The organism is Roseateles sp. So40a (assembly GCF_048081605.1).
Taxonomy (GTDB): Bacteria; Pseudomonadota; Gammaproteobacteria; order Burkholderiales; family Burkholderiaceae_C; genus Roseateles.
Map to the genome: position 1 here is coordinate 1,544,882 of NZ_CP182288.1, position 22,059 is coordinate 1,566,940.

Here is a 22,059-nt window from a genome sequence, read left to right on the forward strand (position 1 = left end):
AACCGGCGGGCCGCGCGAGCCGCCCTCCGGTCACGGTGGCGGCACGGGGCCGCCGCCGCGGCTTACTTCTTCGGCGTCGGCGCGGGCTTGGCGGCCGGCTTGGCCGCGGAGGCGCCCGGCTGCGCCGGCGCGGGCTCCAGGCCCAGCTGCTTGGCGACGTTGGCCTGCAGCGCGGTGAACTTGTCGTCCAGCGCCTTGCCGTTGTCGTCGATCAGCTTCTTCGTGTAGATGCTCTGCAGTTCCTGCGAGGACTCGGCGAACTTGCGGCTCACCGGCGATTCCAGCCAGGCCAGCAGCTGCTTGAGCTCGTCCTCGGTGAACTTCTCGTCCAGCGCCACGCCCATCGTCGACGGGGCCAGCTTCAGGCCCTTGTCGACCAGCGGCTTGGCGTTGTCGTCGACGAACTTCTTCAGGTCGGTGTCGATCTGCTTGGCGACGGCCTCGCGGCGCGCCTCGGGCACGTTGCGCAGCGCCGGCGCGGCCTTGGCGGCCAGCTCCTGCACCGGACGGGTCAGCACGCTCATGGTCAGCGCCTCGATGGCGGGCTGCTGCAGCTTGAGCAGACGGGCGATCAGGTCCTTCTTGGACTGCGGGCTGTCGGCCTTCTGGGCGAAGACGACGGGGCTCGCCAGCAGCGATGCGGCGATGACGCCGGCTTGGATGGACTTCAGCAACAAGGTCATTCCTTCACGTCGGGAGTGGAGTCGCCCGCGGCGCCCGTGGCGTCGCCGGCATCGGAACCGGCGGGACCGCTGGCGTCCGCATCGGTGGGGTCGGTGGACTCGTTTGCATCGTTCTCGACGATGCGCTGCAGGCCCGAGAGCTTCGCGCCCTCGTCCAGCGAGATCAGCGTCACGCCTTGCGTGGCGCGACCCAGCTCGCGGATCTCGGCAACCCGCGTGCGCACCAGCACGCCGGTATCGGTGATCAGCATGATCTCGTCCTCCGGACGCACCAGCGTCGCGGCGACGACCTTGCCGTTGCGCTCGCTCTGCTGGATCGCGATCATGCCCTTCGTGCCGCGGCCATGGCGGGTGTATTCGGCGATGTTGGTGCGCTTGCCGTAACCGTTCTCGGTGGCGGTCAGCACGCTCTGGGTCTCGTCCTCGGCCACGAGCATCGCGATCAGGCGCTGGTCGGGCTCGAGCATCATGCCGCGCACGCCGCGGGCCTGGCGGCCCATCGGGCGGACGTCGTCCTCGTCGAAGCGCACGGCCTTGCCGCCGTCGGAGAACAGCATCACGTCATGCTGGCCGTCGGTCAGCGCGGCGCCGATCAGGTAGTCGCCCTCGTCCAGGTCGACCGAGATGATGCCGGCCTTGCGCGGGTTGCTGAAGTCCTTCAACGAGGTCTTCTTGACGGTGCCCAGCGCGGTGGCGAAGAAGATGAAGTGGTCTTCCGGGAAGCTGCGGAACTCGCCCGTCAGCGGCAGGATGACGTTGATCTTCTCTTCAGGCTGCAGCGGGAACATGTTCACGATGGGCTTGCCGCGGGCGTTGCGCGAGCCCTGCGGCACTTCCCAGACCTTGAGCCAGTACACGCGGCCGCGATTGCTGAAGCACAGCATCCAGTCGTGCGTGTTGGCGATGAAGAGCTGGTCGATCCAGTCGTCGTCCTTCGTCGCGGTGGCCTGCTTGCCGCGGCCGCCGCGGCGCTGCGCGCGGTACTCGCTGAGCGCCTGGCTCTTGATGTAGCCGGTGTGCGAGAGGGTCACGACCATGTCGGTCGGCGTGATCAGGTCCTCGGTGCCGAGTTCCTGCGCGTTGTGCTCGATCACGCTGCGGCGCGCCCCCAGCTTGGTCTGGCCGAACTCCTGGCGGACCGAGCCCAGCTCGTCGCCGATGATCGTCGTCACGCGGGCGGGCGTGGCCAGGATGTCCAGCAGGTCGGCGATCTGGGCCATCACGTCGCGGTACTCGCCCACGACCTTGTCCTGTTCCAGGCCGGTCAGGCGCTGCAGGCGCATCTGCAGGATCTCGCTGGCCTGGGCGTCGGACAGCTTGTACAGGCCGTCTTCCTGCAGGCCGTACTGGGCTGGCAGGCCTTCCGGACGGTAGGCGTTGCGGCCGCCGGCGGCTTCGGTCTCGGCGCGCGACAGCATCTCGCGCACCAGCGACGAATCCCACGCCCGCGCCATCAGCTCGGCCTTGGCGACCGGCGGGGTGGGGCTGTTCTTGATGACGGCGATGAAGTCGTCGATGTTGGCCAGCGCGACGGCCTGGCCTTCCAGCAGATGGCCGCGCTCGCGGGCCTTGCGCAGTTCGTAGACCGTGCGGCGGGTGACGACCTCGCGGCGGTGCTCCAGGAAGACCGTGATCAGGTCCTTCAGGTTGCACAGCTTGGGCTGGCCGTCGACCAGCGCCACCATGTTCATGCCGAAGCTGTCCTGCAGCTGCGTCTGCTTGTACAGGTTGTTGAGGACCACCTCGGGGACCTCGCCGCGCTTGAGCTCGATCACCACGCGCATCCCGGACTTGTCGGACTCGTCCTGGATGTGGCTGATGCCCTCGATCTTCTTTTCCTGGACCAGCTCGGCGATGCGCTCGAGCAGGGTCTTCTTGTTCACCTGATAGGGGATCTCGTCGACGATGATCGCCTGGCGCTGGCCACGGTCGATGTCCTCGAAATGCACCTTGGCGCGCATCACGACCTTGCCGCGGCCGGTGCGGTAACCCTCGCGCACGCCCGACAGGCCATAGATGATCCCCGACGTGGGGAAGTCCGGTGCCGGGATGATCTCCATCAGCTCGTCGATCGAGCATTCCGGATTCTTCAGCGCGTGCAGGCAGGCGTCGACGACCTCATTGAGGTTGTGCGGCGGGATATTCGTGGCCATGCCGACCGCGATACCGGCGGCGCCGTTGATCAGCAGATTCGGCAGGCGCGCGGGCAATACCAGCGGTTCTTTCTCGCTGCCATCGTAGTTCGGGCCGTAATCGACGGTTTCCTTGTCGATATCGGCCAGCATTTCATGGGCGATTTTGGACAGGCGGATTTCGGTGTATCGCATGGCCGCGGCGTTGTCGCCGTCGACCGAGCCGAAATTGCCCTGACCGTCCACCAGCATGTGGCGCAGCGAGAAGTCCTGCGCCATCCGCACGATGGTGTCGTACACGGCGCTGTCGCCGTGCGGGTGGTATTTACCGATGACGTCGCCGACGATACGGGCCGACTTCTTGTAGGGCCGGTTCCAGTCGTTGTTGAGCTCATGCATCGCGAAGAGCACGCGACGATGCACCGGCTTGAGGCCGTCACGCGCATCGGGGAGGGCGCGACCCACGATCACGCTCATCGCGTAATCCAGGTAGGAGCGGCGCATCTCCTCTTCGAGGCTGATCGGCAGGGTTTCCTTGGCGAACTGGGTCATGCGCTTGGGGCGCGCACGGACATGCGCGGCCTCTGGAGAGATCGGAAGACAGGGATTCTAATTGCGCGCGCTTGTCGTGCTTGCGCAACAGGTTCATGAACAGTTGCGGTGCGTGCCGCGAGAATGGAGGCGTCCTGTTGCCCTATGGCACAATCGGTTCGTCCCTAGGAGAAACCCTTGGTCAGGGAACTCCTGAGGTTTTAGTTCCGACATTGGACGTTTCGCAGGGCAACTGCGGCTTTCCTTGAGAGGAGAATCATGAAGAAACTGAACCGCGTGGCAGCGCTCTTTGCTGTCGCCGCTGTGGCCACCTCGGGCGTGATGGCCCAAACCGTGGACAACTGGCGCGCTACGGATGGCACCGTTTGGAAAAACGGCACGAACGAGCTGTGCTGGCGCGATGCTTTCTGGACGCCCGCAACGGCTGCCAAGGACTGCGACGGCGCCCTGAAGCCGGTGGCTGCTCCGGTCGTGGCTCCGCCCGCTCCGGCACCGGCTCCGGCCGTGACGCCGGCACCGACGCCCGCTCCGGTGGTCGCACCGACCAGCGAGAAGGTCACGTACGCCGCTGACGCCTTCTTCGACTTCGACAAGTCGGTCCTCAAGCCTGAAGCCAAGGCCAAGCTGGATGACCTGATCTCGAAGACGGGTGGCATCAACCTGGAAGTGATCATCGCCGTCGGTCACACCGACAGCATCGGCACGGACGCCTACAACCAGAAGCTGTCGGTGCATCGCGCCGAAGCCGTCAAGACCTACCTGGTCTCGAAGGGTCTGGAAAAGAACCGCGTCTACACCGAAGGCAAGGGCAAGAAGCAGCCCATCGCCGACAACAAGACCGCGGAAGGCCGCGCCAAGAACCGCCGCGTCGAAATCGAAGTGGTCGGTACCCGCGCCGTCAAGTAATCGGATCGTTCGCGATCCGTGGCAGGTGGCTTCGGCCACTGCCCGCGAAACCCCGCCAGCCGTCAGGCTCGCGGGGTTTTTTCATGCCCGTGTCATCGGCGCGAATGCGCTGGCCATCGGGGATGCGGGGCGATGTCGTGCCCGGCGCGGGTGGGCTCGGCTACCATTGCGCCCATGGCGAATGTCGACGCAAAAGAGCTGGAGAAATTCAGCGAACTCGCCCACCGCTGGTGGGATACCGAAAGTGAATTCAAGCCCCTGCACCAGATCAATCCGCTGCGATTGAACTGGATTGATGGGCTCTGTGCCCTGCAGGGCAAGACGGCGCTGGACGTCGGTTGCGGCGGCGGCATCCTGGCCGACGCGATGGCGCGCAAAGGCGCCAACGTGCTCGGCATCGACCTGGCGACCAAGTCGCTGCGCGTGGCGGAGCTTCACGCGATGGAGGCCGGCACCGAGAACGTCGCGTATCAGGAGATCGCCGTCGAGGATCTCGCCGCTCAGCGCCCCGCGTCCTTCGATGTCGTGACCTGCATGGAGATGCTGGAACACGTGCCCGACCCCGCCTCGGTGGTGACGGCCTTGGGTCAACTGGTGAAGCCGGGCGGCTGGGTGTTCCTGTCCACGTTGAACCGCAACGCCAAGTCCTTCCTGTTCGCGATCGTCGGGGCGGAGTACGTGCTGCGCATGCTGCCTGCGGGCACGCACGAGTACGCCCGATTCATCCGTCCGTCGGAGCTCGCGCAGATGTGCCGCGATGCCGGTCTGGAGGTGCAGGGCGCCAAGGGGTTGACCTTCAACCCATTGACCCAGCGCTACGCGTTGAACGCGGACACCGACGTCAACTATCTGCTGGCCTGCCGCCGACCTTCATGAGCGCCGTCCTGCCGATGCCGCAAACGGCGGCGATTGCACCTGCCACGGCCGCACGCGCGGCCATCCGCGCGGTGCTGTTCGACCTCGATGGCACGCTCGTCGACAGCGCCCCGGATCTCGCGGGTGCGACCAACGAGATGCTCGCGGCCCGCGGCCTGCCGGAAGTCCCGTTCGAGCGGCTGCGGCCGATGGTCGGAGCGGGGGCGCGCGGGATGATGGGCGTGGCCTTTGGCGTGTCGCCGATGGAGGCGACCTTCCCGGCGCTGCGCGATGAATTCTTCGACCGCTACGAGCAGCGCCTGCTGCGCGCGACCGCGCCATTCGACGGCGTGGCCGCGATGCTGGAGGCGCTCGCGAAGTCGGGTCTGGGCTGGGGCATCGTCACCAACAAGTCGGAGCGATTCGCCTTGCCGCTGGCGCGCGGGCTGGGCTGGATGGACAGCGCGGCGGCCGTGGTCGGCGGCGACACGACCCCGCACGCCAAGCCGCATCCGGCGCCGTTGCTGGAAGCGGCGCGCCGGGCCGGTGTGCCGCCCGAGGCCTGCGTGTACGTCGGTGACGACGCACGCGACATCGCGGCCGGCCGCGCGGCCCACATGCTGACGGCGGCGGTGCGCTGGGGCTACCTGGGCGATGGCGAGCCCATCGAGGCCTGGGGCGCGGACGTCATCGTCGACACGCCGGAGGAGCTGCTCGAATGGCTTCGCGCGTGAGCGTCACGACACTGGCATAATCCGAGACTTCTCTCTCTGGGGCCGACCTGGTTTCGACGTGGGTACGGAGTCGGAGTAGGGCATGCCGAGGGCCAGGCACCTCGTAAATCCATCTGGAACAAACCAACTGCGAACGATCAAACGTACGCTCTCGCGGCTTAAACCCCGCGGACCTCTCACCGGTTGGCCGATGGGCCGGGTGACGGGACGCAAGTCCTGACACAGAGAGGTTATTCACATTGGCTGGCTGTCATTCGTGCACCTTGGGTGACGGCGAGATTTAGGGTGCTGGCTGATCCGGTAGCGTGCTCCTGCGCGACTGGGTTGGCGAGATCCAAATCAGAGAGCTAAGCATGTAGAACTGCCCGGCAAAGGCTTGCGGACGCGGGTTCAATTCCCGCCGGCTCCACCATTCAAGACGACCCCTGCTCATGGAAGACCATGGGCAGGGGTTTTGTTTTTCCGCTTCACGATCACTGCGGGGTGAACGTCAGGTTGGCCGATACGTAGCTGATCGGCATGAACACGCCGCCGCCGACGTATTGCAGGTGCATCGCGTCCCCCTGTCCACCGGACAGTGAACCGCCCACGCCCAAGGTAGTCGAGGTCCGGCGCGTTCCACCGTACACCGCCGCGCCCGATTTGCCGGCCAACAGCGTCAGACCGTCGGCGCTGCTCGCGACGGACGTCCACGCCCCCGCATCGGCGGTGGCACGCCACGTCTGACCGCCATCAGCCGATTCCTGCAGGCGGCCGCCGCTGGTCGCCGCGACGACATGACGACCGTCCGCGGAGGTGGTGATGCCGCGCCAATCGCGGTTGGTCGCGACCGAGTCCCAGGTGGTGCCGAAATCGTCAGACCGCCAGACGGCGCCGGTGTCGACCGTCGCGTAGAGCCGCTTGCCATCCGCCGACGCCGACGTCCCCCACCAGAATTGGGCGGAGGCGCGGGCGGTCCAGCTCACCCCGAAATCGGTCGACACGTAGAGCTGGCCGCCATTCGTGCCGGCGACCAGCACGCGACCGTCTGCGGATGAACTGACGCTCCGCCACGCGCGGTTGCTGTCGCGCGCCGTCCAGCTCGCGCCGCTGTCCGAGGACGTCCAGATCTGTCCGAGATACGCCGTGGCAACGAGACGCGAGCCGTCAGCCGAACTTGCGACGGCGGTCCAGGCCCGGCTGCTGCCGTCGTTGGTCCAGTTGGCCCCGCCGTCGATGGACATGTAGAGCGCGCCGCCGTTGGTGGATGCCAGGATCCTGAGGCCGTCGGACGAGGTGGCCACACCGGACCAGGGCTGACCGCTGAGCAACTGCACCCACAGCGCCCCCGAGTTGGTCGAGCTGTACAGCTCTCCGGACGCGGCGACGGCGACCTGGCGCGTCCCGTCGGCCGACATGGCCGTGCCGGTCCACGAGGCGACGGGCGCCCGTGCCGTCCAGCCGATCAGGTTCCCGCCTGGCAGGCCTGCCGTCGAGATGCGCTGGCCGGGATTCTGCGCGATCGTCCAGCCGCCGCTCCCGGCACCGGTGACCTTGATCCAGTCGCCGATGGCGGGGGATGCAGGCAAGGTGACAACGACGGCGGTGCTCGAGTTCGCCAGATAGCCCGTATTTGATTCGGCCTGCACGGCGGAGCCTGTCACGTTGACCCACCGCGTATCGGCCGGGGCGGCGCTGCAGACGTAGGAGGTCGCGGAGACTTCCCCCGCGTCAAGCACGCCATTGCGGTTGGCGTCCTGGCCCGACTGCACGCGCTGACCGCCATAGGCACAGTTGGCGCCGGCGGATTCAGCGATGACCGTGATCAAGGCGTCCAGGCCGGAGGCGCCGGTGGGGCCAGTGGGGCCAGTGGGGCCAGTGGGGCCAGTGGGGCCAGTGGGGCCAGTGGGGCCAGTGGGGCCAGTGGGGCCAGTGGGGCCGGTGGGGCCGGTGGGGCCGGTGGGCCCGGTGGGCCCCGTGGGGCCGCTGCTGCCATTCGAACCGTTGGATCCGTTGGATCCGTTGCATACATACGCGACGCTGCCGGCCTCGCCGTCTTCCAGCGCGCCATTCCCGTTGGCGTCCAGCCCGGCCAGTACAGCCGAACCTCCCTGTGCGCAGTTCGCGCCAGCGGCCTCGGCTCGCACCCTGACGAGCATGGATGGCCCGGCGGCGCCGGTGCTGCCAGGCACGCCATTGCAGACGTACTGCGTGTTGACGACTTCCGCATCCGCGAGCTGGCCGTTGGCATCGGTATCCGGACCCGACTGGACCCGCGTGCCGCCGGCGGCGCAGTGGCCGCCCGCCGGCTCTGCGGCGACGCGAACCAGCGTCGCGGCCACCTTCGCGGGGCTTTCCGCGGGATCGGCGTCCGGTTCGGAGGATCCGCCGCCGCAGGCCGCGAGCCCGGCGGTGGCCATCGCGGCCAGGAGCACGCGAAGCGAGGAGCAGTTCAGACGCGCGTGACGCGGGCGGTGACGGGCGATGGCTGGAATCATGATGGTGGGACGCGCCCCTGGCCGCCGCACGATGCGACCGCTGCGCAGGGCGGTAGACCCGGGAGTATCTTCAAGCTGGCATCGGTCCGGAACAGGTCCGACCACGGCACCACCGAAAGTTACAGAAGTGTCGTGCCCACGCTGCGACGTGGCTGGCGCCCCGGGGGCGGGGCGCTCGCGTTCAGAGCTCGAATCTTCGCGTTGAGCCCCAGCGTGCGGGGCGTGCCGGCGAAGGTGTAGCCCCAGGCCAGGAATCCCCGTCACCGGGTAGTCCGAGACCCCCGATCGGAGGATCTCCCCTACCATCCGCCCATCCTTGACGAGGGCGGACCTTGAACATCACCGCACGAATGGGGGGCGTCGTGATGACGGTGGCCGCCCTGGGCCTGGGGGTCGCGCAGGAAGGGCGGTCCGGCGGCGTCACGCCGTTCACGCGCAAGGCCTATGAGGCGGCGGGCGGGGCGGCCTCGGGCAAGGGCGTCGTGCTGATTTCCGCCAACTGGGCCAGGCGCTGGAAGTGCGGCGCCTTCCAGAACGCCCAGCTGCAATCGCTCGGATTCGATCGCGCCGGGACCGGCAAGTCGGGCTCGGAGCCGGTGGACCTGCTGCTCGAGGACGACTCGCTGCTGCCCGCGAGCGCGCGTTTCGTGAACTTCGCGTTCATCGTCGAGCCGGGCGAGTATCTGTTCAGCAGCTACCGCATCAAGGCCGCGAAGTCGCTGAGCGAGGTCGGCGCCTTCGCCAGCGATCGCGGCACATTGATCACCGACGACGTCTCCAAGACGGGCAGCTTCCGCGTGGGCGCCGGGGAGGTGGTCTACGTCGGCCACTTCGCGGTGGACTGCGCCAGCGCGCCGATGCCGTGGCGCTTCTACCCGCAGGACCGGGCGGCCTTCCAGTCCTACCTCTCGGGCGTGGCCAAGGAGATCGACGGCCTGCCGGTCGACCGCGCGACCTCCCGGCTCTTCAAGACCGAGATCCTGGGCACCGACTTCGAGCTGCCGGAGTAATTCCGGGCGGCGGCGCCTCGTCGCGCCGTGGGCGGCCGCGCCGGTCGGCAAGCCTGGCGCGGTATGCTGCGCGCCGCGATCCAAGCCTCCCCACGATGACGTCCCGTTCCCCCCGACCTGATCCCCAGCCCGACACCCCGCCCGCGTCGCAACCGCCTGTTGAGCGCGGCGAGCTGCTCGGTTACTCGCTGATCGGCGTGCTGGCGGCGCTGATGGTCCTGACGCTGCGCGCCGAGGGCGCCGCCAAGTCCGTCACGATGGGCATCTACCTGATCGTGCTGGGCCTGATGTTCCTGGCCAGCGTCTTCTACAGCCACAAGACCTTCCTGCTGCGCGGCCTGGCCTGGTTCTGCGTGAAGCTGTCCTATCCGTCCACGCCGAAGATGGCCTACTTCTACGCCGCCGTGATGGTGGCGATGGGCGGCGTGTCGATGCTGTCGGGGCTGGGCATGGTCTGATCCCTGGGGGCCGCTCCTGCGGCTCCTGCGGCCGCGGCGGACCCCACCGGTTCACGCCCGCCGTGAAAGCTCGACGGCGGCGCGCCGAAGTGCCGTCGGAACATCGCCGTGAAGGCGCTCTGGCTCGAGTATCCGCAGTCGAAGGCGATGTCGACGATGCGCGCGCCCTCGGCGATGCGCCGCAACGCGAAGAGCAGCCGCGCCTGCTCGCGCCATTGCGCGAAGCGCATGCCCGTCTCCTTCTGGAAGAGCCGGTGCAGCGTCTTGGCCGCGACGCCGATGCGCTCGGCCCAGATGGCGGCCGTCGCCGCATCGGACGGTTTCTCCGCCAGCGCCTCGCACAGACCGCGCAGCCGCTCGTCGGCCGGCATCGGCAGGTGCAGCGGCAGCGTCGGCGCCCGGCGGACCTCCTCGACCAGCAAGGTCATCAGCGTCGCATCACGGCCCTGTTCGGCGTATTCGACCGGCACCCGGACCGCCTCCACGAGCAGCTCGCGCAGCAGCGCCGACACGTTGAGCACGCAGGTGCGGTCGGGCAGTCCGCCCAGCCGCGGCGCGTCGAGGAAAGCCGTGCGCATGCGCACCAGCCCGGCCATGCGCACGCTGTGGCGCTCGCCGGCCACCAGCCACAACGCGCGATTGGGCGGAACCACCCAGAAGCCGGTCCCGGCGTGCACCAGCATCACCCCGTCGATGGCATACAGAAGTTGGGCGCGGGGGTGGCTGTGCCAGTCGTTGACCGTGCCGGACGGGTAGTCGGCTTCCATCGCCACCGTCGGGCGTGGCGTGTCGTGGAAATCCTGGAAACGTTGTACGCTCTTCGGTTGCATGTCCCAAACTCTACAAGTTTTGTCGCAATGGAGCGAGACGGACGGGCGGGATCTCCCTAATCTCGCGGTCCATGACCACCGACTCCGCCACCCTGGCCCGCGCTGACGCGGCACGCTCCGCCGCCGTGGCGGGCTCCGTCACGTCTGCGCCGTCCTCCACGTTCGCCGCGGCCACGCCCGCCGCGCCGCGCTTCCTGCTGCCCATCGTCGGCGCCGCGGCCTTCGCGCACCTGCTCAACGACCTGATCCAGGCCGTGCTGCCGTCGATCTATCCGATGCTCAAGACCAATTACGGCTTGAGCTTCGGCCAGATCGGCTGGATCGCGCTGATCTACCAGATCACCGCCTCGCTGCTGCAGCCCTGGGTCGGGCTCTACACCGACAAGCATCCCAAGCCCTACCTGCTGCCGCTGGGCATGGTGGCGACGCTGATCGGCGTGGCGATGCTCGCGTTCGCGCATTCCTACGAGATGCTGCTGGTCGCGGCGGCGGTGGTGGGCGTCGGATCGGCGACCTTCCACCCCGAGGCCTCGCGCGTGGCGCGCATGGCCTCGGGCGGGCGATTCGGCACGGCGCAGTCGTGTTTCCAGGTCGGGGGCAACACGGGCTCCGCAGTGGGACCGCTGCTCACCGCCGCGATCGTGATCCCCTACGGCCAGACCGCCGTCGCCTGGTTCATGCTGGCAGCCGCGCTGGCGATCTTCGTGCTGTCGCGCATCACCGGCTGGACGCTGCGCCATGGCCAGGCCACGGTCTCCAGCCTGGCGCGCAACGCCGCCGGCGGGCTGGGCCGCAAGGACGTGATCCGCGCGATCGTCGTCATCTCCATCCTGATGTTCGCGAAGTTCGTCTACATCGCGTCGTTCACGAACTACTTCACCTTCTATCTGATCCAGCGCTTCGGGCTGAGCGTGCAGCAGAGCCAGCTCTACCTGTTCATCTTCCTGGCCGCGGTCGCCGCGGGCACCTTCGCGGGGGGGCCGGTGGGGGATCGCATCGGACGCAAAGCCGTCATCTGGGTGTCCTTCCTCGGGGTGGCGCCGTTCGCGCTGGCGTTGCCCCATGTGGGCCTGACGCTGACCGGGGTGCTCGCGGTGGCGATCGGGCTGGTGATGTCCTCGGCCTTCGCCGCGCTGGTGGTCTACGCGCAGGAAGCGGTCCCGGGCCGCGTGGGCATGGTCTCGGGCGTGATGTTCGGCCTGATGTTCGGCATCGGCGGCATCGGCGCGGCCGGCCTGGGCCACCTGGCCGACGTGCACGGCATCGTCTGGGTCTACGGCCTGACGTCCTTCCTGCCGCTGCTGGGCCTGGCCACCGCGTTCCTGCCGGACACGCGCAAGCGCTGAAGGGCGCCTGCCGGTTCGCGTTGAACGAGCCTGCCGGCCCGCGTTGAACGCGCGCTGTCTCAGCTCTTTCGACTCGTTACGCGGCCTTGTCCCCGAATTGTCCCCTTTGGGAGGGGGCCCTGGCAGGCGTCTTGCCAAACACTGGGCCAGGCGCGCCAGGGCGACCGCGATTCACGCGGCGTCGAGCGCGCCCCCTCAGGAAGGAGACGCCTCAGCATGGAAGCCTTGCCGCAACACGCTGCTTTCCCCGCCGCCTCGCCCGCTCCGCGTGGCCTGGGCATGACGGATTTCCCCGATGACGACCTGCGGGGGCCGAGCTTCGGTCCCACCCTGGGCGATGCGGGGCCGTCCCTCCCGCGAGGGCATTCGCTGGAGGGGCAGGGCACACCCGAATGGGCGTGGCGCCAATGGCGGCCCTTGTGGGCGTCCCCGCTGACCTCGCTGGACGAACTGGTGCCGGACGGCCGCCGGCTGGTCGTCGTCGCGCCGCATCCGGATGACGAGGTGCTGAGCTGTGGCGGCCTGCTGTCGCTGCTGGTGGCGCGGCATCGCGCGCAACTCCCGCCGCATCGCGCCACGCCGGCCCCGGTGGAACTCGTCGCCGTCACCGATGGCGAAGCGAGCCACCCGGGCTCGCCGCGGTGGACGCCGGACCGGCTCGCGACGCAACGCCGCGCGGAACGCATGTCGGGCCTGCGTCGACTCGGCCTGCACGTGCCGGTCCATGCGCTCGCGCTGCCCGATGCCGACGTGACCGCGCACGAGGAGCGCCTGGCGCTGATGCTGACGCAGCGCTTGCGGCCCGACGATGTCGTCGTCACGACCTGGCGCCATGACGGCCATCCGGACCATGACGCGACCGGACGCGCCTGCGCGCGGGCCGCGGCCTGGGCGGGCGCCACGCTGCTGGAGATCCCCGTGTGGGCGTGGCACTGGGCGCAGCCGGGTGACGTGGCCGTGCCCTGGCACCGGCTGCGCCGACTGCCGCTCAACGCGCGCGCGCTGCGGGACAAGCGCAGCGCGCTGGCCGCGCATCGCAGCCAGCTGCTGGCCGATGACGATCGCGCGCCGGTGCTGTTCCCCGAGGCGGTGAACCGGCTGATGCGGCCCTTCGAGTTCGTGCTGGTGTCGGAGGCCTGACGCCCGGATAGCGCGTCGGGAGCGGGGCTTGCTCAAAAGGGCTCATCACTTCAAGGAGCTCCCCATGACCGATCAAGCGCTGTCAGACACCGAACGCCGACACAAGCTGTGGACGCTGATCAAGGACATCAAGTTCGGGATGTTCACGACCCACCATGCCAACGGCCATCTGCATTCGCGGCCGATGACGCTGCAGAACAAGGACATCGACGAGGGCGAGTCCCTGTGGTTCTTCATGTCGCGCAGCGGCGATCCCTACGCGGACGTGGCGCACTCGTCGCAGGTCAACGTGGTGTTCGCCGATGCGAGTGCCGACAGCTATGTCTCGGTCTCCGGCATGGCCGGACCCGATGAGGACCGCTCGCGCCGGCAGGCCTTGTGGAACAAGGCCGCCGAGGCGTGGTTCCCCCAGGGCGTCGACGATCCGGACCTCGTGCTGGTGCGGGTGCGCATCAGCCATGCGAGCTACTGGGACGTGAAGTCCTCCAAGCTCACGCAGCTCTATGCGATGGCCAAGGCGGCCGTCACCGGCAAGCCGCCCAAGGACCTCGGCGAGACCGGCGAAGTCCGCATGAAGTAGGCATTGCGGCACGCGCCGGGGGCTAGCGGGCACGGGCGGTCCTTGGATAGGATCGCCCGATGATGTCGCCCCTGCTCCTTCGCGGTCGGTGCGCGTGCGGACGCGCCGAATACGCCGTCCACGGCGCCGCCGACCTCGAAGCCGCCGTGTGCTACTGCGCCATCTGCCGGCGATCGTCCGGCGGAGCGGGCATGGCCTGGCTCAGCGCGGACCGCGTGACGCTGCGCGTCAACGGCGAGCTGCATGCGTGGCTCGATGCCGACGGGGCGACGCGTCAGTTCTGCCCGGCCTGCGCCACGCAGCTCTTCCGATTCGTCGGTGACGACGCGCAGGTCGTGGAGATCGCGGCAGGCACGCTCGAGGATCAGAAGCTGATCAAGCACACGCACAGCGTGTCCGTGGAGGAGCGCCCCGCCTGGGATGCGCGGCACACGCTGGGTCAGCCGGCCGACGTCGCGCCCGCTGCTACACCCGCCGTCGCGCCCGTGACCGCGCTCACCAAGGCCGCCGCGGATGCCGCCTTCCGCAGCGCGCTCGCGAGCAGCCCGGATGCGTTCCTGAGCATCGATCCCGACGGGCTCATCACCGAGTGGAACCGGCAGGCCGAGCGCACGCTGGGCTGGACCTATGCCGAGGCCATCCGTCGCCCGCTGCATGAGCTGATCATCCCGCCCGAGATGCGCAGCGCGCATCTGCGCGGCATGTCGCGGCTGCAGATCACGGGCGAGGGCCCGGTGCTGGGAAGGCGCTTCGAGGTCGATGCGATCCACAAGCTCGGGCATCGCCTGCCGGTGGAGCTCTTCGTCGCGCCGTTGCGCATGAGCGGCGGCACCGGCGCCACGGCCTTCCTGCGCGATGCCAGCGCGCGGCGCGGCGCGGAGTCCGCGATCGAGCATGCGCTCGCGGGCGAGTCGGTGGACCTGGAGCTCGATCTGCGGCTGGCGGGCATCACCCGGCGCAAGCGTCTGCGCCTGTGCGCGCGAGAGGACGCGGCCTCGGGCGACGAATTCATCCTCAAGATTGAGGACTTGCCAGGCGGGCCGTCCTGACGGTCCGCGGCCTGTAGGCGATCGCCTGACCGGCGGTCGGCGCGGCAGCCCACCCTGACTGGGGCCCCGGCGGCCTCGCAATCCGGTGAGCCATCTCCCATCATTGAAGCCATACAGGGAGAACACCAGATGAAAGTCGCAGTCATTGAAGACAACGCGCTCTTGCGCCGTCTGATGGTGACCCGCCTGCAGGCGGAGTCCTCGATCACCGTGGTCAGCCAGGCTTCCAGCGAGAACGCCGCCGTCAGCACCATCGCGCTGAGCGCGCCGGACGTGGTGCTCGTGGACCTGAGCATCGAGGGCGGATCGGGACTGGGTGTGATCGAGCGGCTGCGCGCCGCGCGCTTTCGCGGTCGCATCCTGGTGCTGAGCGCGGAGGACCGCGCGGTCTTCGAGCCGCGCGTCCTGTCCTGCGGTGCCGATGGTTTCTACGACAAGGCGTGCGACTTCGAACGCCTGGTCGAGGAGCTCAGCACGCTGGCCGCGAGCGCGTGGATGGCGGAATGATCCGACGCGCCCGGCGGCGGACGCTCACGACTTCAGGAACTTCAGCAGGTCCTGGTTGAGTTCGTCCTTGGCGGTGTCGCCCAGGCTGTGGCTGCCGCCCTTGTAGATCTTCAGCTGCGAGCCCTTGACCAGCTTGTGCGACAGCAGCGCCGAGCCGCCGATGGGCACGATCTGGTCGTCGTCGCCGTGGATGATCAGCGTGGGGACGTCGAACTTCTTGAGGTCCTCGGTGAAGTCGGTCTCGGAGAAGGCCTTGATGCAGTCATAGGCGTTCTTGTGGCCCGACAGCATGCCCTGGTGCCACCACGACTGGATCAGCCCTTGCGAGACCTTCGCGCCGGGGCGGTTGAAGTTGAAGAACGGACCGCTGGCCACGTCGAGGAAGAACTGTGCGCGGTCGGCCAGGTAGGCCTTGCGGAAGCCGTCGAAGACCTCCATCGGCAGCCCGCCCGGGTTGTTGGGCGACTTCACCATGATGGGGGGCACGGCCCCCATCAGCACCGCGCGCGACACCCGCTTCGTGCCGTGTCGGCCGATGTAGCGGGCGACCTCGCCTCCGCCGGTGGAGTGCCCCACCATCGTCACGCCCTTGAGGTCGAGCTGGGTGAACAGCTCGTTCAGGTCGTCGGCATAGGTGTCCATCTCGTTGCCGTTCCACGGCTGGCTGGAACGCCCATGGCCGCGGCGATCGTGCGCGATGCAGCGGAAGCCGTTGCTGGCCAGGAAGAACATCTGCGCTTCCCAGGCGTCCGCGGTCAGCGGCCAGCCGTGGCTGAAGCTGACGACCGGGCCGCTGCCCCAGTCCTTGTAATAGATCTGGGTGCCGTCCTTGGTGGTGATGGTGCTCATGGTCTTCCTTTTGATGACAGGGGCTGAGGCGGGCAGGGTGGGTGTGCCGCCCGGGCCGGCGGCGCAGGCGCCCAGGACGCCCAGCGGCAAGGCGGCGATCGCCGCGCCCTGGGCCGCGGTGATCAGCACCTCCCGGCGGGTCGCGCCCTGGGACGCGCCGGGTGGGCGCGCTCCGCCGTCGGGGGTGAGGGATGGATCGTTCTGGGGTCCGGACACGTTGCGCCTCCTGGCCCGTGGGCCGTCGCGAGCCTGGCGGCGACGCGCCGACAGTGCCTCGGCATCGTCCCCGCCCGCGCCCCGCGGGCCATCGCCCCGTGAGGCCCCCCGCGGGGGGATCGGTGGATCCCCCCGAGGCTCTCCCGAATGGGGGCTCTTCCGAATGGGGGCGATCCGCGGGAGGGAGTCGTGATCGGCCACCTGGGGGAGGACAGACGGCGCGCCCGCGCGCATCTTGTCGGGGCTGTCCGCCCTCGGCGGATCCACCACGCCAGGGAGGCCCCATCCATGAACCGACCCATCAGCCACGCGCACGGCGCGCCCGTCGTCGACAACCTCAACATCCAGACCGCGGGCCCGCGCGGACCCGCGCTGCTGCAGGACGTCTGGCTGCTGGAGAAGCTCGCGCATTTCGACCGCGAGGTCATCCCCGAGCGTCGCATGCATGCCAAGGGCTCCGGCGCCTATGGCCGCTTCACCGTCACGCACGACATCACGCGCTACACGCGGGCCAAGCTGTTCTCGCAGATCGGCAAGCAGACCGACGTCTTCCTGCGCTTCTCCACCGTGGCCGGTGAGCGCGGCGCGGCCGATGCGGAGCGCGACATCCGCGGCTTCGCGGTGAAGTTCTATACCGAGGAAGGCAACTGGGACCTGGTGGGCAACAACACGCCGGTCTTCTTCATGCGCGACCCGCTGCGTTTCCCCGACCTGAACCACGCGGTCAAGCGCGATCCGCGGACCAACCTGCGCAGCGCGCAGAACAACTGGGACTTCTGGACGCTGCTGCCCGAGGCGCTGCACCAGGTCACCATCGTGATGAGCGACCGCGGCCTGCCGGACGGGTATCGCCACATGCACGGCTTCGGCAGCCACACCTTCAGCTTCATCAACGCCGACAACGAACGCCACTGGGTGAAGTTCACGTTCAAGTCGAAGCAGGGCATCCGCAACCTCACCGATGACGCCGCGGCGCAGGTCATCGCCGGGGACCGCGAGAGCGCGCAGCGCGATCTCTTCGACGCGATCGACCGCGCGGACTTCCCGCGCTGGACGCTCTACATCCAGGTGCTGAGCGAGGCCGCCGCGCGCGCCTTGCCCTACAACCCCTTCGACCTGACGAAGGTCTGGCTGCACGCGGACGCGCCGCTGATCGAGGTCGGCGAGCTCGAGCTCAACCGCAATCCCGACAACTACTTCGCGGAGGTCGAGCAGTCGGCGTTCTCGCCGGCCCACGTGGTGCCGGGGATCAGCTTCTCGCCCGACAAGATGCTGCAGGCGCGGCTGTTCAGCTACGGCGACGCGCAACGCTACCGGCTCGGTGTGAATCACCACCAGATCCCGGTCAACTCGCCCAAGTGCCCGTTCCACAGCTACCACCGCGACGGGGCGATGCGCACCGACGGCAACGCCGGCGCGGTGCCGGCCATCGTGCCCAACAGCCGCGGCGACTGGCAGGACCATCCGCAGCTGCATGAACCGCCGCTGGCGCTGGACGGCGCCGCGGCCCATTGGGACCATCGCCTGGATGACGACTACTTCACGCAGCCCGGTCTGCTGTTCCGGCTGATGGATGCGGCGCAGCGGCAGGCGCTCTTCGACAATACCGCCCGCGCGTTGGGCGGGGCCGATGCCGACGTGCAGGGGCGCCACATCGCCCACTGCACGCAAGCCGACCCCGCCTACGGCGCGGGCGTGCGTGATGCGCTCGAGAAGCAGCTGGCGTCGCGCGGCTGATCGTGAGGTCCGGCCTGGCCGGCCCGGCGGTCCGGGTCGTCCTGGCCGTGACGGCCGATGCCGGCGCGACGCCCCGCGCTCACGCGCGGCGGAACTTCACCGACGGGAAGTCGACCGGCACGGCGAACGCGACGTTCACGTAGTTCGTGAACAGGTTGAGCGCGACGTGCGCGAGGATCTCCACGATGGCCTCGTCGTCGAAGCCGACCTCGCGCAGCGCCTGCACGTCGGCATCGCCGATCTGGGCGCGGTCGGTGACGACCTTCAGCGCGAAGCGCAGCGCGGCGGCGGTCTTCGGATCGGCGGATTCGCCGGCCTGCGCCGCGGCCATCTCATCGGCGCTGGCGCCGGCCTTGCGGCCCAGCATCGTGTGCGCGGCCAGGCAGTACTCGCAGGCATTGCGATCGGCGACGGCCACGGCGATCTGCTCGCCGAGCTTGGCGGGGATCACGCCGCCGCCCAGCGCGCCGAAGCTGCCCCACAGGCTCTTGAGCGCGGCGGAGGAGTTGGCGACGGCGCGGAACATCGCCGGCGTCGCGCCGAAGGCGCCCTGGATCTGGTCGAGCGCGACCTTGACGTCGCCCTGCGCTTGCTTGGGATCGACGAGGGCGACGCGGGCGGTGGTGGAGGTGGCAGTCATGGCAATTCCTTTCAGGATGAGGTTGAAGTCGTTGGCGAGACCGCGCCGGTCCTTCCGGTGGGTGGCTCGCAGCGTTTGCCGCTGGGATGAAGTGTGGGCGAGGGTGGAGTAGGATTGGATGCGTTTCATCCGATAAACATATCCAAACGTCCATAGAGGCGACCGTGAGCATCCCCATGAGCACGTCCGATCCATTGCCAGCCGCCGCGTCGGCGGACCGCCTGTCCTCGCTGCTGGAGCACTTCCGGGTGCGCGCGCGGCTGTTTCATGTCGGGCCGCTGTGCGGCATCAATCCCTTCGATCCGCTGCCGGGCCGGGGCTTCCTGCACGTGATGCAGCGCGGCGAGATGGAACTGCGTCATCCGGCCGGCGCGGGTCTGCCGCGCAAGCTGCGCGTGGACGAGCCCTCGCTGCTTTTCTATCCGCGTCCGGTCGCGCATGAGTTCCGCAACCCGCCGCGCGAGGGATCGGACTTCACTTGCGCGGAGCTCGAGTTCGACGGCGGCGCGCTCAATCCGCTGGTGCGCGCGCTGCCGCCGCTGGTGCTGCTGCCGCTGGCCCGGGTGCAGGGGCTGGAGCTGTCGCTGCAGCTGCTGTTCTCGGAGACCGAGCGCGCGCGTTGCGGGCATCGGCTGCTGGCGGACCGGCTCTTCGAGGTCGTGCTGATCCAGCTGCTGCGCTGGTTGCTCGACCATCCCGCGGAGGCCGGCGTGCAGCCGGGCCTGGTGTCGGGACTGTCGGATCCGCGCGTGGCGCTGGCGCTCGCGGCGGTGCATGAGGCGCCGGGCGACGCCTGGTCGTTGGAGCGCATGGCCGAGCGCGCGGGCATGTCACGCAGTGCCTTCGCGGCGCGTTTCCGCGATCTGGTGGGGCAGGCGCCGGCCGCCTATCTGGCCGATTGGCGATTGAGCCTGGCGCAGGAGCAGCTGCGGCTGGGCCGTCCGATCAAGCAGATCGCCGATCAGCTCGGCTATGCGAATGCGTCGGCGTTGTCGCGGGTGTTCACGCAGCGCGTGGGACGCTCGCCGCGCGAGTGGAAGCAGGCGGTGGTGGGGCAGGGGGCAGAGGGCTGAGGGCCCGCGGACGATTCGATGCGTGTGCTGGACGATGAGGCGCGTTCATGCGGCGGGGCGACGGGACACTGGCTCACCCCAACTCCTGTCTGATGTGAACCCCATGAAGATCGCCGTGTTCGACACCTACGTCACCCGTCCGGATGGCCGCCTGATGCATTTCGACATCCTGGTGCCGGGCGCCTCGCGCGCGCTGGAGCAGGTGCTGGCCTTCGGCCGGATCTACCTCGATGCCAAGGGCGTGCCCGCGGTGCGGCTTTCGGCGGAGGAGTGCCGCTTCTGCCACATGGAGACCGCGCCGGAACCGGTGATCGAGGAGATCGCGCGCGAGGGCTTCGCGATCATCGAGCTGGCCAACTGCGATTGATGGTGGATCGGGTGATGCCGTCCGAAGAGCACCCACCGATCGCCCTCGCCCGCTTGCGGGAGAGCAACCTTGTCAAGCGCTCTCGATGAGCCTCCATGGTTGGCCGGACTTGAGGATGGCGTTGAGGATGATCAGCAGCTTGCGCATGCACGCGGTCATGGCGACCTTGTAGGGCTTGCCTGAGGCGCGTAGGCGCGAGTACAGGTCCTTGATCGGCCCGTCGCACCTTCTGGCGGAGAGTGCAGCCATGTACAGCACCGCGCGCACGTCTGCCCGTCCGCCCTGGATGTAGCGCTGACCGTGCCGTCTGCCGCTGTCATCGGCCATCGGCGCCAGCCCCACCAGCGCCGCCAGGCGCTTGCGGTTCAGAGTCCCCAACTCAGGCAGGCGTCCCAGCAGCGTAGAGATCGTGACTCGGCCGATGCCCGGCACGCTGTCCAACAGCTCGTACTTGGGCTGGTAGATCGTCGAGTCCTTCAAGCGACCGTCCAGATCCTTGTCGATCTCCTTGATCCTCTTGTCCAGCCACTCGATGTGGTGTCGCACGCTCGTACGCGCCACGTGCTTGACCGTGGCCAAGCGGTTCTTCTCCTGCGCGCGCATCGTCACCAGCTGCGCACGTCGATCCACGAGCTCGGTGATCTCCTGCTGAGTCTCGTCGGGTAGCGCGTACACCTGGGGACGGGCGGCCAAAGCAAACTTGGCCAACACCCGTGCGTCCAGCCGGTCTGTCTTGGCAAGAACGCCCATTGATCGGGCGAAGTCGCGCACTCGCTTGGGATTGACCACGGCTACCGCAATGCCTGCCGCGCACAACTCGCTGGCCAACGCTGCCTCGAAACCGCCGGTGGCTTCCAACACCACCAACGTCGGCGACAGGCGCTTGAGCTGATTCACCAGCTCTGCGCGCCCGGCCTCATCGTTGTTCACTCTCGCAGTCAGCTCGCCTGGCACAGCGGCGCTTGAGCTGCACACCTGGGCCGTATCCAGCCAAGCCTTGCAAACGTCGACGCCAACGAAGATCTCGTCGCTCATGACAGTGCCCTTCCTTGTGTTCGATACGGCCTCGATGGACCTCACAACCGTTCGGGCTATCCGTCACGGCGACCGAGATAGGCCGCCACGACCCTCGCTCTCCCTCGGCATGACGCCTCAGCGCCTACCCTGGGAGGATCGGCCTGTGGCGGCCAGGGTCTACTTTGCTACATACAAGGGAGGGGTGAGGGCCAGCGGCCTCCGCACGAACCCTCTCTCAGCTTCAGTTGTCCAGAGCGCCTAGGCTAGAGTGCCTCGCGTGACGCCGCGCTCGCGGCGCAGGGAGACTCGGGCATGAAGCACTGGTGCGTGTGGACCCTGATGGCGGCTGGCTCGATCGCGCACGCGGGAACCGCCTGTCCCGCCGATTACGGCCATCGCCTCGTCGACTGGCTCGCCGCCGATCAGGCGGTCCGCAGCGCAATGGGCGGCGTCATCGCCGACGAGCGCCGCCTCATCAATGCGATGGAAACGCTTGGCGCCCGGCATGCGCGTGACTTCGGCGCGCTGCTGCGCGTGTGTGGATGGCCGGATCAACGCGTGTGGGGCGAGGAAGCCGCCAAGGCCGCGTGGATGCTGGCGCAACACGCGGACGACGATGTCGCGTTCCAGGAAACCGCGCTGCGCGCGCTGCGTCGCGCGGCCGATCAAGGTGCCGCGCCGCGCCGGCAGGTGGCCTACCTCACCGATCGCATCCTGTCGAATCGGCAGCGGCCTCAGCGCTTCGGAACGCAACTGCAGGCAGTCGATGGCCGCATGACGCCCCTGCCCATCGACGATCCCGCGAACGTCGACCAGCGGCGCGCCGCCCACGATCTGCAACCGCTGTCCGAGTACCTCTCCGAGGCGCAGCGGCGATTCGACGCGCGCTGAGGGCGAGGCG

21 protein-coding genes and 1 other RNA gene are annotated in these 22,059 nt (G+C 68.6%); 15 read left to right on the plus strand and 7 right to left on the minus strand.

All coding sequences use genetic code 11. The annotated features are described in order from the left end of the window. Positions 1-62: 62 nt before the first annotated feature. Complete coding sequence (locus tag ACNI65_RS07170) at positions 63-677, minus strand: DUF2059 domain-containing protein (RefSeq protein ID WP_416762067.1); 615 nt, start codon at positions 675-677, stop codon at positions 63-65. Positions 678-679: 2 nt separating this feature from the next. Then, entirely contained in the window at positions 680-3,367 is a 2,688-nt protein-coding gene (gene gyrA, locus ACNI65_RS07175) for a DNA gyrase subunit A (RefSeq protein ID WP_416762068.1), read from the minus strand. Positions 3,368-3,625: 258 nt separating this feature from the next. On the opposite strand from gyrA, the gene ompA reads away from it, so the two are divergent. From ompA to ssrA, 4 genes are all read left to right on the plus strand, one after another. Then, on the plus strand, positions 3,626-4,273 hold the full coding sequence (gene ompA / locus ACNI65_RS07180) for an outer membrane protein OmpA (protein ID WP_416762069.1): 648 nt from the start codon (positions 3,626-3,628) through the stop codon (positions 4,271-4,273). 174 nt (positions 4,274-4,447) lie between these two features. Continuing rightward, on the plus strand, positions 4,448-5,149 hold the full coding sequence (gene ubiG / locus ACNI65_RS07185; protein ID WP_416762070.1) for a bifunctional 2-polyprenyl-6-hydroxyphenol methylase/3-demethylubiquinol 3-O-methyltransferase UbiG: 702 nt from the start codon (positions 4,448-4,450) through the stop codon (positions 5,147-5,149). Next, a complete protein-coding gene (gph, locus tag ACNI65_RS07190) occupies positions 5,146-5,862 on the plus strand; it encodes a phosphoglycolate phosphatase (RefSeq protein ID WP_416762071.1) in 717 nt (238 codons plus the stop codon). The genes ubiG and gph overlap by 4 nt, the downstream gene beginning before the upstream one ends. 38 nt (positions 5,863-5,900) lie before the next feature. Then, positions 5,901-6,274: a transfer-messenger RNA gene (ssrA, locus tag ACNI65_RS07195) on the plus strand. Between the two features lie 61 nt (positions 6,275-6,335). Here ssrA and ACNI65_RS07200 read toward each other — a convergent pair. Next, a complete protein-coding gene (locus ACNI65_RS07200) occupies positions 6,336-8,339 on the minus strand; it encodes a WD40/YVTN/BNR-like repeat-containing protein (protein WP_416762072.1) in 2,004 nt (667 codons plus the stop codon). A 332-nt stretch (positions 8,340-8,671) separates the two neighbouring features. On the opposite strand from ACNI65_RS07200, the gene ACNI65_RS07205 reads away from it, so the two are divergent. Together ACNI65_RS07205 and ACNI65_RS07210 are read left to right on the plus strand one after the other, a co-directional pair. Then, on the plus strand, positions 8,672-9,349 hold the full coding sequence (locus ACNI65_RS07205) for a hypothetical protein (protein WP_416762073.1): 678 nt from the start codon (positions 8,672-8,674) through the stop codon (positions 9,347-9,349). A 95-nt stretch (positions 9,350-9,444) separates the two neighbouring features. Beyond that, entirely contained in the window at positions 9,445-9,807 is a 363-nt protein-coding gene (locus ACNI65_RS07210) for a hypothetical protein (RefSeq protein ID WP_416762074.1), read from the plus strand. Here the strand turns inward: ACNI65_RS07210 and ACNI65_RS07215 are convergent. Continuing rightward, complete coding sequence (locus ACNI65_RS07215) at positions 9,744-10,637, minus strand: AraC family transcriptional regulator (RefSeq protein ID WP_416762075.1); 894 nt, start codon at positions 10,635-10,637, stop codon at positions 9,744-9,746. The genes ACNI65_RS07210 and ACNI65_RS07215 overlap by 64 nt on opposite strands. A gap of 71 nt (positions 10,638-10,708) precedes the next feature. Here ACNI65_RS07215 and ACNI65_RS07220 point away from each other — a divergent pair, with 71 nt between their 5' ends. The 5 genes from ACNI65_RS07220 to ACNI65_RS07240 all read left to right on the plus strand — a co-directional run bounded on the left by ACNI65_RS07220 (position 10,709) and on the right by ACNI65_RS07240 (position 15,259). Continuing rightward, a complete protein-coding gene (locus ACNI65_RS07220) occupies positions 10,709-11,983 on the plus strand; it encodes an MFS transporter (RefSeq protein ID WP_416762076.1) in 1,275 nt (424 codons plus the stop codon). A gap of 216 nt (positions 11,984-12,199) precedes the next feature. Then, positions 12,200-13,123, plus strand: a complete 924-nt coding sequence (locus ACNI65_RS07225; RefSeq protein ID WP_416762077.1) for a PIG-L deacetylase family protein — start codon at positions 12,200-12,202, stop codon at positions 13,121-13,123. Between the two features lie 64 nt (positions 13,124-13,187). Then, positions 13,188-13,703, plus strand: a complete 516-nt coding sequence (locus ACNI65_RS07230) for a pyridoxamine 5'-phosphate oxidase family protein (RefSeq protein WP_416762078.1) — start codon at positions 13,188-13,190, stop codon at positions 13,701-13,703. A 59-nt stretch (positions 13,704-13,762) separates the two neighbouring features. Next, positions 13,763-14,752, plus strand: coding sequence for a PAS domain S-box protein (locus ACNI65_RS07235; protein ID WP_416762079.1), 990 nt, complete (start codon positions 13,763-13,765; stop codon positions 14,750-14,752). Between the two features lie 129 nt (positions 14,753-14,881). Then, positions 14,882-15,259 carry a response regulator gene (locus ACNI65_RS07240; RefSeq protein WP_416762081.1) on the plus strand — a complete coding sequence of 126 codons (378 nt, stop codon included), beginning with the start codon at positions 14,882-14,884 and terminating at the stop codon, positions 15,257-15,259. A 24-nt stretch (positions 15,260-15,283) separates the two neighbouring features. Here ACNI65_RS07240 and ACNI65_RS07245 read toward each other — a convergent pair whose 3' ends face one another. Then, a complete protein-coding gene (locus ACNI65_RS07245; RefSeq protein WP_416762082.1) occupies positions 15,284-16,108 on the minus strand; it encodes an alpha/beta fold hydrolase in 825 nt (274 codons plus the stop codon). A gap of 504 nt (positions 16,109-16,612) precedes the next feature. On the opposite strand from ACNI65_RS07245, the gene ACNI65_RS07250 reads away from it, so the two are divergent. After that, positions 16,613-18,061: a catalase gene (locus ACNI65_RS07250; protein ID WP_416762083.1), complete on the plus strand. Its 1,449-nt coding sequence runs from the start codon at positions 16,613-16,615 to the stop codon at positions 18,059-18,061. A 79-nt stretch (positions 18,062-18,140) separates the two neighbouring features. Here ACNI65_RS07250 and ACNI65_RS07255 read toward each other — a convergent pair whose 3' ends face one another. Beyond that, positions 18,141-18,701 carry a carboxymuconolactone decarboxylase family protein gene (locus ACNI65_RS07255; RefSeq protein WP_416762084.1) on the minus strand — a complete coding sequence of 187 codons (561 nt, stop codon included), beginning with the start codon at positions 18,699-18,701 and terminating at the stop codon, positions 18,141-18,143. A 176-nt stretch (positions 18,702-18,877) separates the two neighbouring features. Between ACNI65_RS07255 and ACNI65_RS07260 the strand changes: the two genes are divergently transcribed. Both ACNI65_RS07260 and ACNI65_RS07265 read left to right on the plus strand, forming a co-directional pair. After that, positions 18,878-19,774: an AraC family transcriptional regulator gene (locus tag ACNI65_RS07260; protein WP_416762085.1), complete on the plus strand. Its 897-nt coding sequence runs from the start codon at positions 18,878-18,880 to the stop codon at positions 19,772-19,774. Between the two features lie 103 nt (positions 19,775-19,877). Further along, on the plus strand, positions 19,878-20,141 hold the full coding sequence (locus ACNI65_RS07265) for a DUF2024 family protein (RefSeq protein ID WP_416762086.1): 264 nt from the start codon (positions 19,878-19,880) through the stop codon (positions 20,139-20,141). A 72-nt stretch (positions 20,142-20,213) separates the two neighbouring features. Here ACNI65_RS07265 and ACNI65_RS07270 read toward each other — a convergent pair whose 3' ends face one another. Further along, a complete protein-coding gene (locus ACNI65_RS07270) occupies positions 20,214-21,176 on the minus strand; it encodes an IS110 family transposase (protein ID WP_416762088.1) in 963 nt (320 codons plus the stop codon). Positions 21,177-21,470: 294 nt separating this feature from the next. Here ACNI65_RS07270 and ACNI65_RS07275 point away from each other — a divergent pair, with 294 nt between their 5' ends. Then, positions 21,471-22,049 (plus strand): DUF6624 domain-containing protein, encoded by a 579-nt coding sequence (locus ACNI65_RS07275; protein ID WP_416762089.1) that lies wholly within the window; start codon positions 21,471-21,473, stop codon positions 22,047-22,049. Positions 22,050-22,059 lie beyond the last annotated feature (10 nt).

Coding starts and splice junctions, on each gene's coding strand:
- gyrA (WP_416762068.1), bottom strand. CDS start 3,367: ATGACCCAGTTCGCCAAGGAAACCCTGCCGATCAGCCTCGAAGAGGAG.
- ompA (WP_416762069.1), top strand. CDS start 3,626: ATGAAGAAACTGAACCGCGTGGCAGCGCTCTTTGCTGTCGCCGCTGTG.
- ubiG (WP_416762070.1), top strand. CDS start 4,448: ATGGCGAATGTCGACGCAAAAGAGCTGGAGAAATTCAGCGAACTCGCC.
- gph (WP_416762071.1), top strand. CDS start 5,146: ATGAGCGCCGTCCTGCCGATGCCGCAAACGGCGGCGATTGCACCTGCC.
- ACNI65_RS07200 (WP_416762072.1), bottom strand. CDS start 8,339: ATGATTCCAGCCATCGCCCGTCACCGCCCGCGTCACGCGCGTCTGAAC.
- ACNI65_RS07210 (WP_416762074.1), top strand. CDS start 9,445: ATGACGTCCCGTTCCCCCCGACCTGATCCCCAGCCCGACACCCCGCCC.
- ACNI65_RS07215 (WP_416762075.1), bottom strand. CDS start 10,637: ATGCAACCGAAGAGCGTACAACGTTTCCAGGATTTCCACGACACGCCA.
- ACNI65_RS07220 (WP_416762076.1), top strand. CDS start 10,709: ATGACCACCGACTCCGCCACCCTGGCCCGCGCTGACGCGGCACGCTCC.
- ACNI65_RS07225 (WP_416762077.1), top strand. CDS start 12,200: ATGGAAGCCTTGCCGCAACACGCTGCTTTCCCCGCCGCCTCGCCCGCT.
- ACNI65_RS07230 (WP_416762078.1), top strand. CDS start 13,188: ATGACCGATCAAGCGCTGTCAGACACCGAACGCCGACACAAGCTGTGG.
- ACNI65_RS07235 (WP_416762079.1), top strand. CDS start 13,763: ATGATGTCGCCCCTGCTCCTTCGCGGTCGGTGCGCGTGCGGACGCGCC.
- ACNI65_RS07240 (WP_416762081.1), top strand. CDS start 14,882: ATGAAAGTCGCAGTCATTGAAGACAACGCGCTCTTGCGCCGTCTGATG.
- ACNI65_RS07245 (WP_416762082.1), bottom strand. CDS start 16,108: ATGAGCACCATCACCACCAAGGACGGCACCCAGATCTATTACAAGGAC.
- ACNI65_RS07250 (WP_416762083.1), top strand. CDS start 16,613: ATGAACCGACCCATCAGCCACGCGCACGGCGCGCCCGTCGTCGACAAC.
- ACNI65_RS07255 (WP_416762084.1), bottom strand. CDS start 18,701: ATGACTGCCACCTCCACCACCGCCCGCGTCGCCCTCGTCGATCCCAAG.
- ACNI65_RS07260 (WP_416762085.1), top strand. CDS start 18,878: ATGAGCACGTCCGATCCATTGCCAGCCGCCGCGTCGGCGGACCGCCTG.
- ACNI65_RS07265 (WP_416762086.1), top strand. CDS start 19,878: ATGAAGATCGCCGTGTTCGACACCTACGTCACCCGTCCGGATGGCCGC.
- ACNI65_RS07270 (WP_416762088.1), bottom strand. CDS start 21,176: ATGAGCGACGAGATCTTCGTTGGCGTCGACGTTTGCAAGGCTTGGCTG.
- ACNI65_RS07275 (WP_416762089.1), top strand. CDS start 21,471: ATGAAGCACTGGTGCGTGTGGACCCTGATGGCGGCTGGCTCGATCGCG.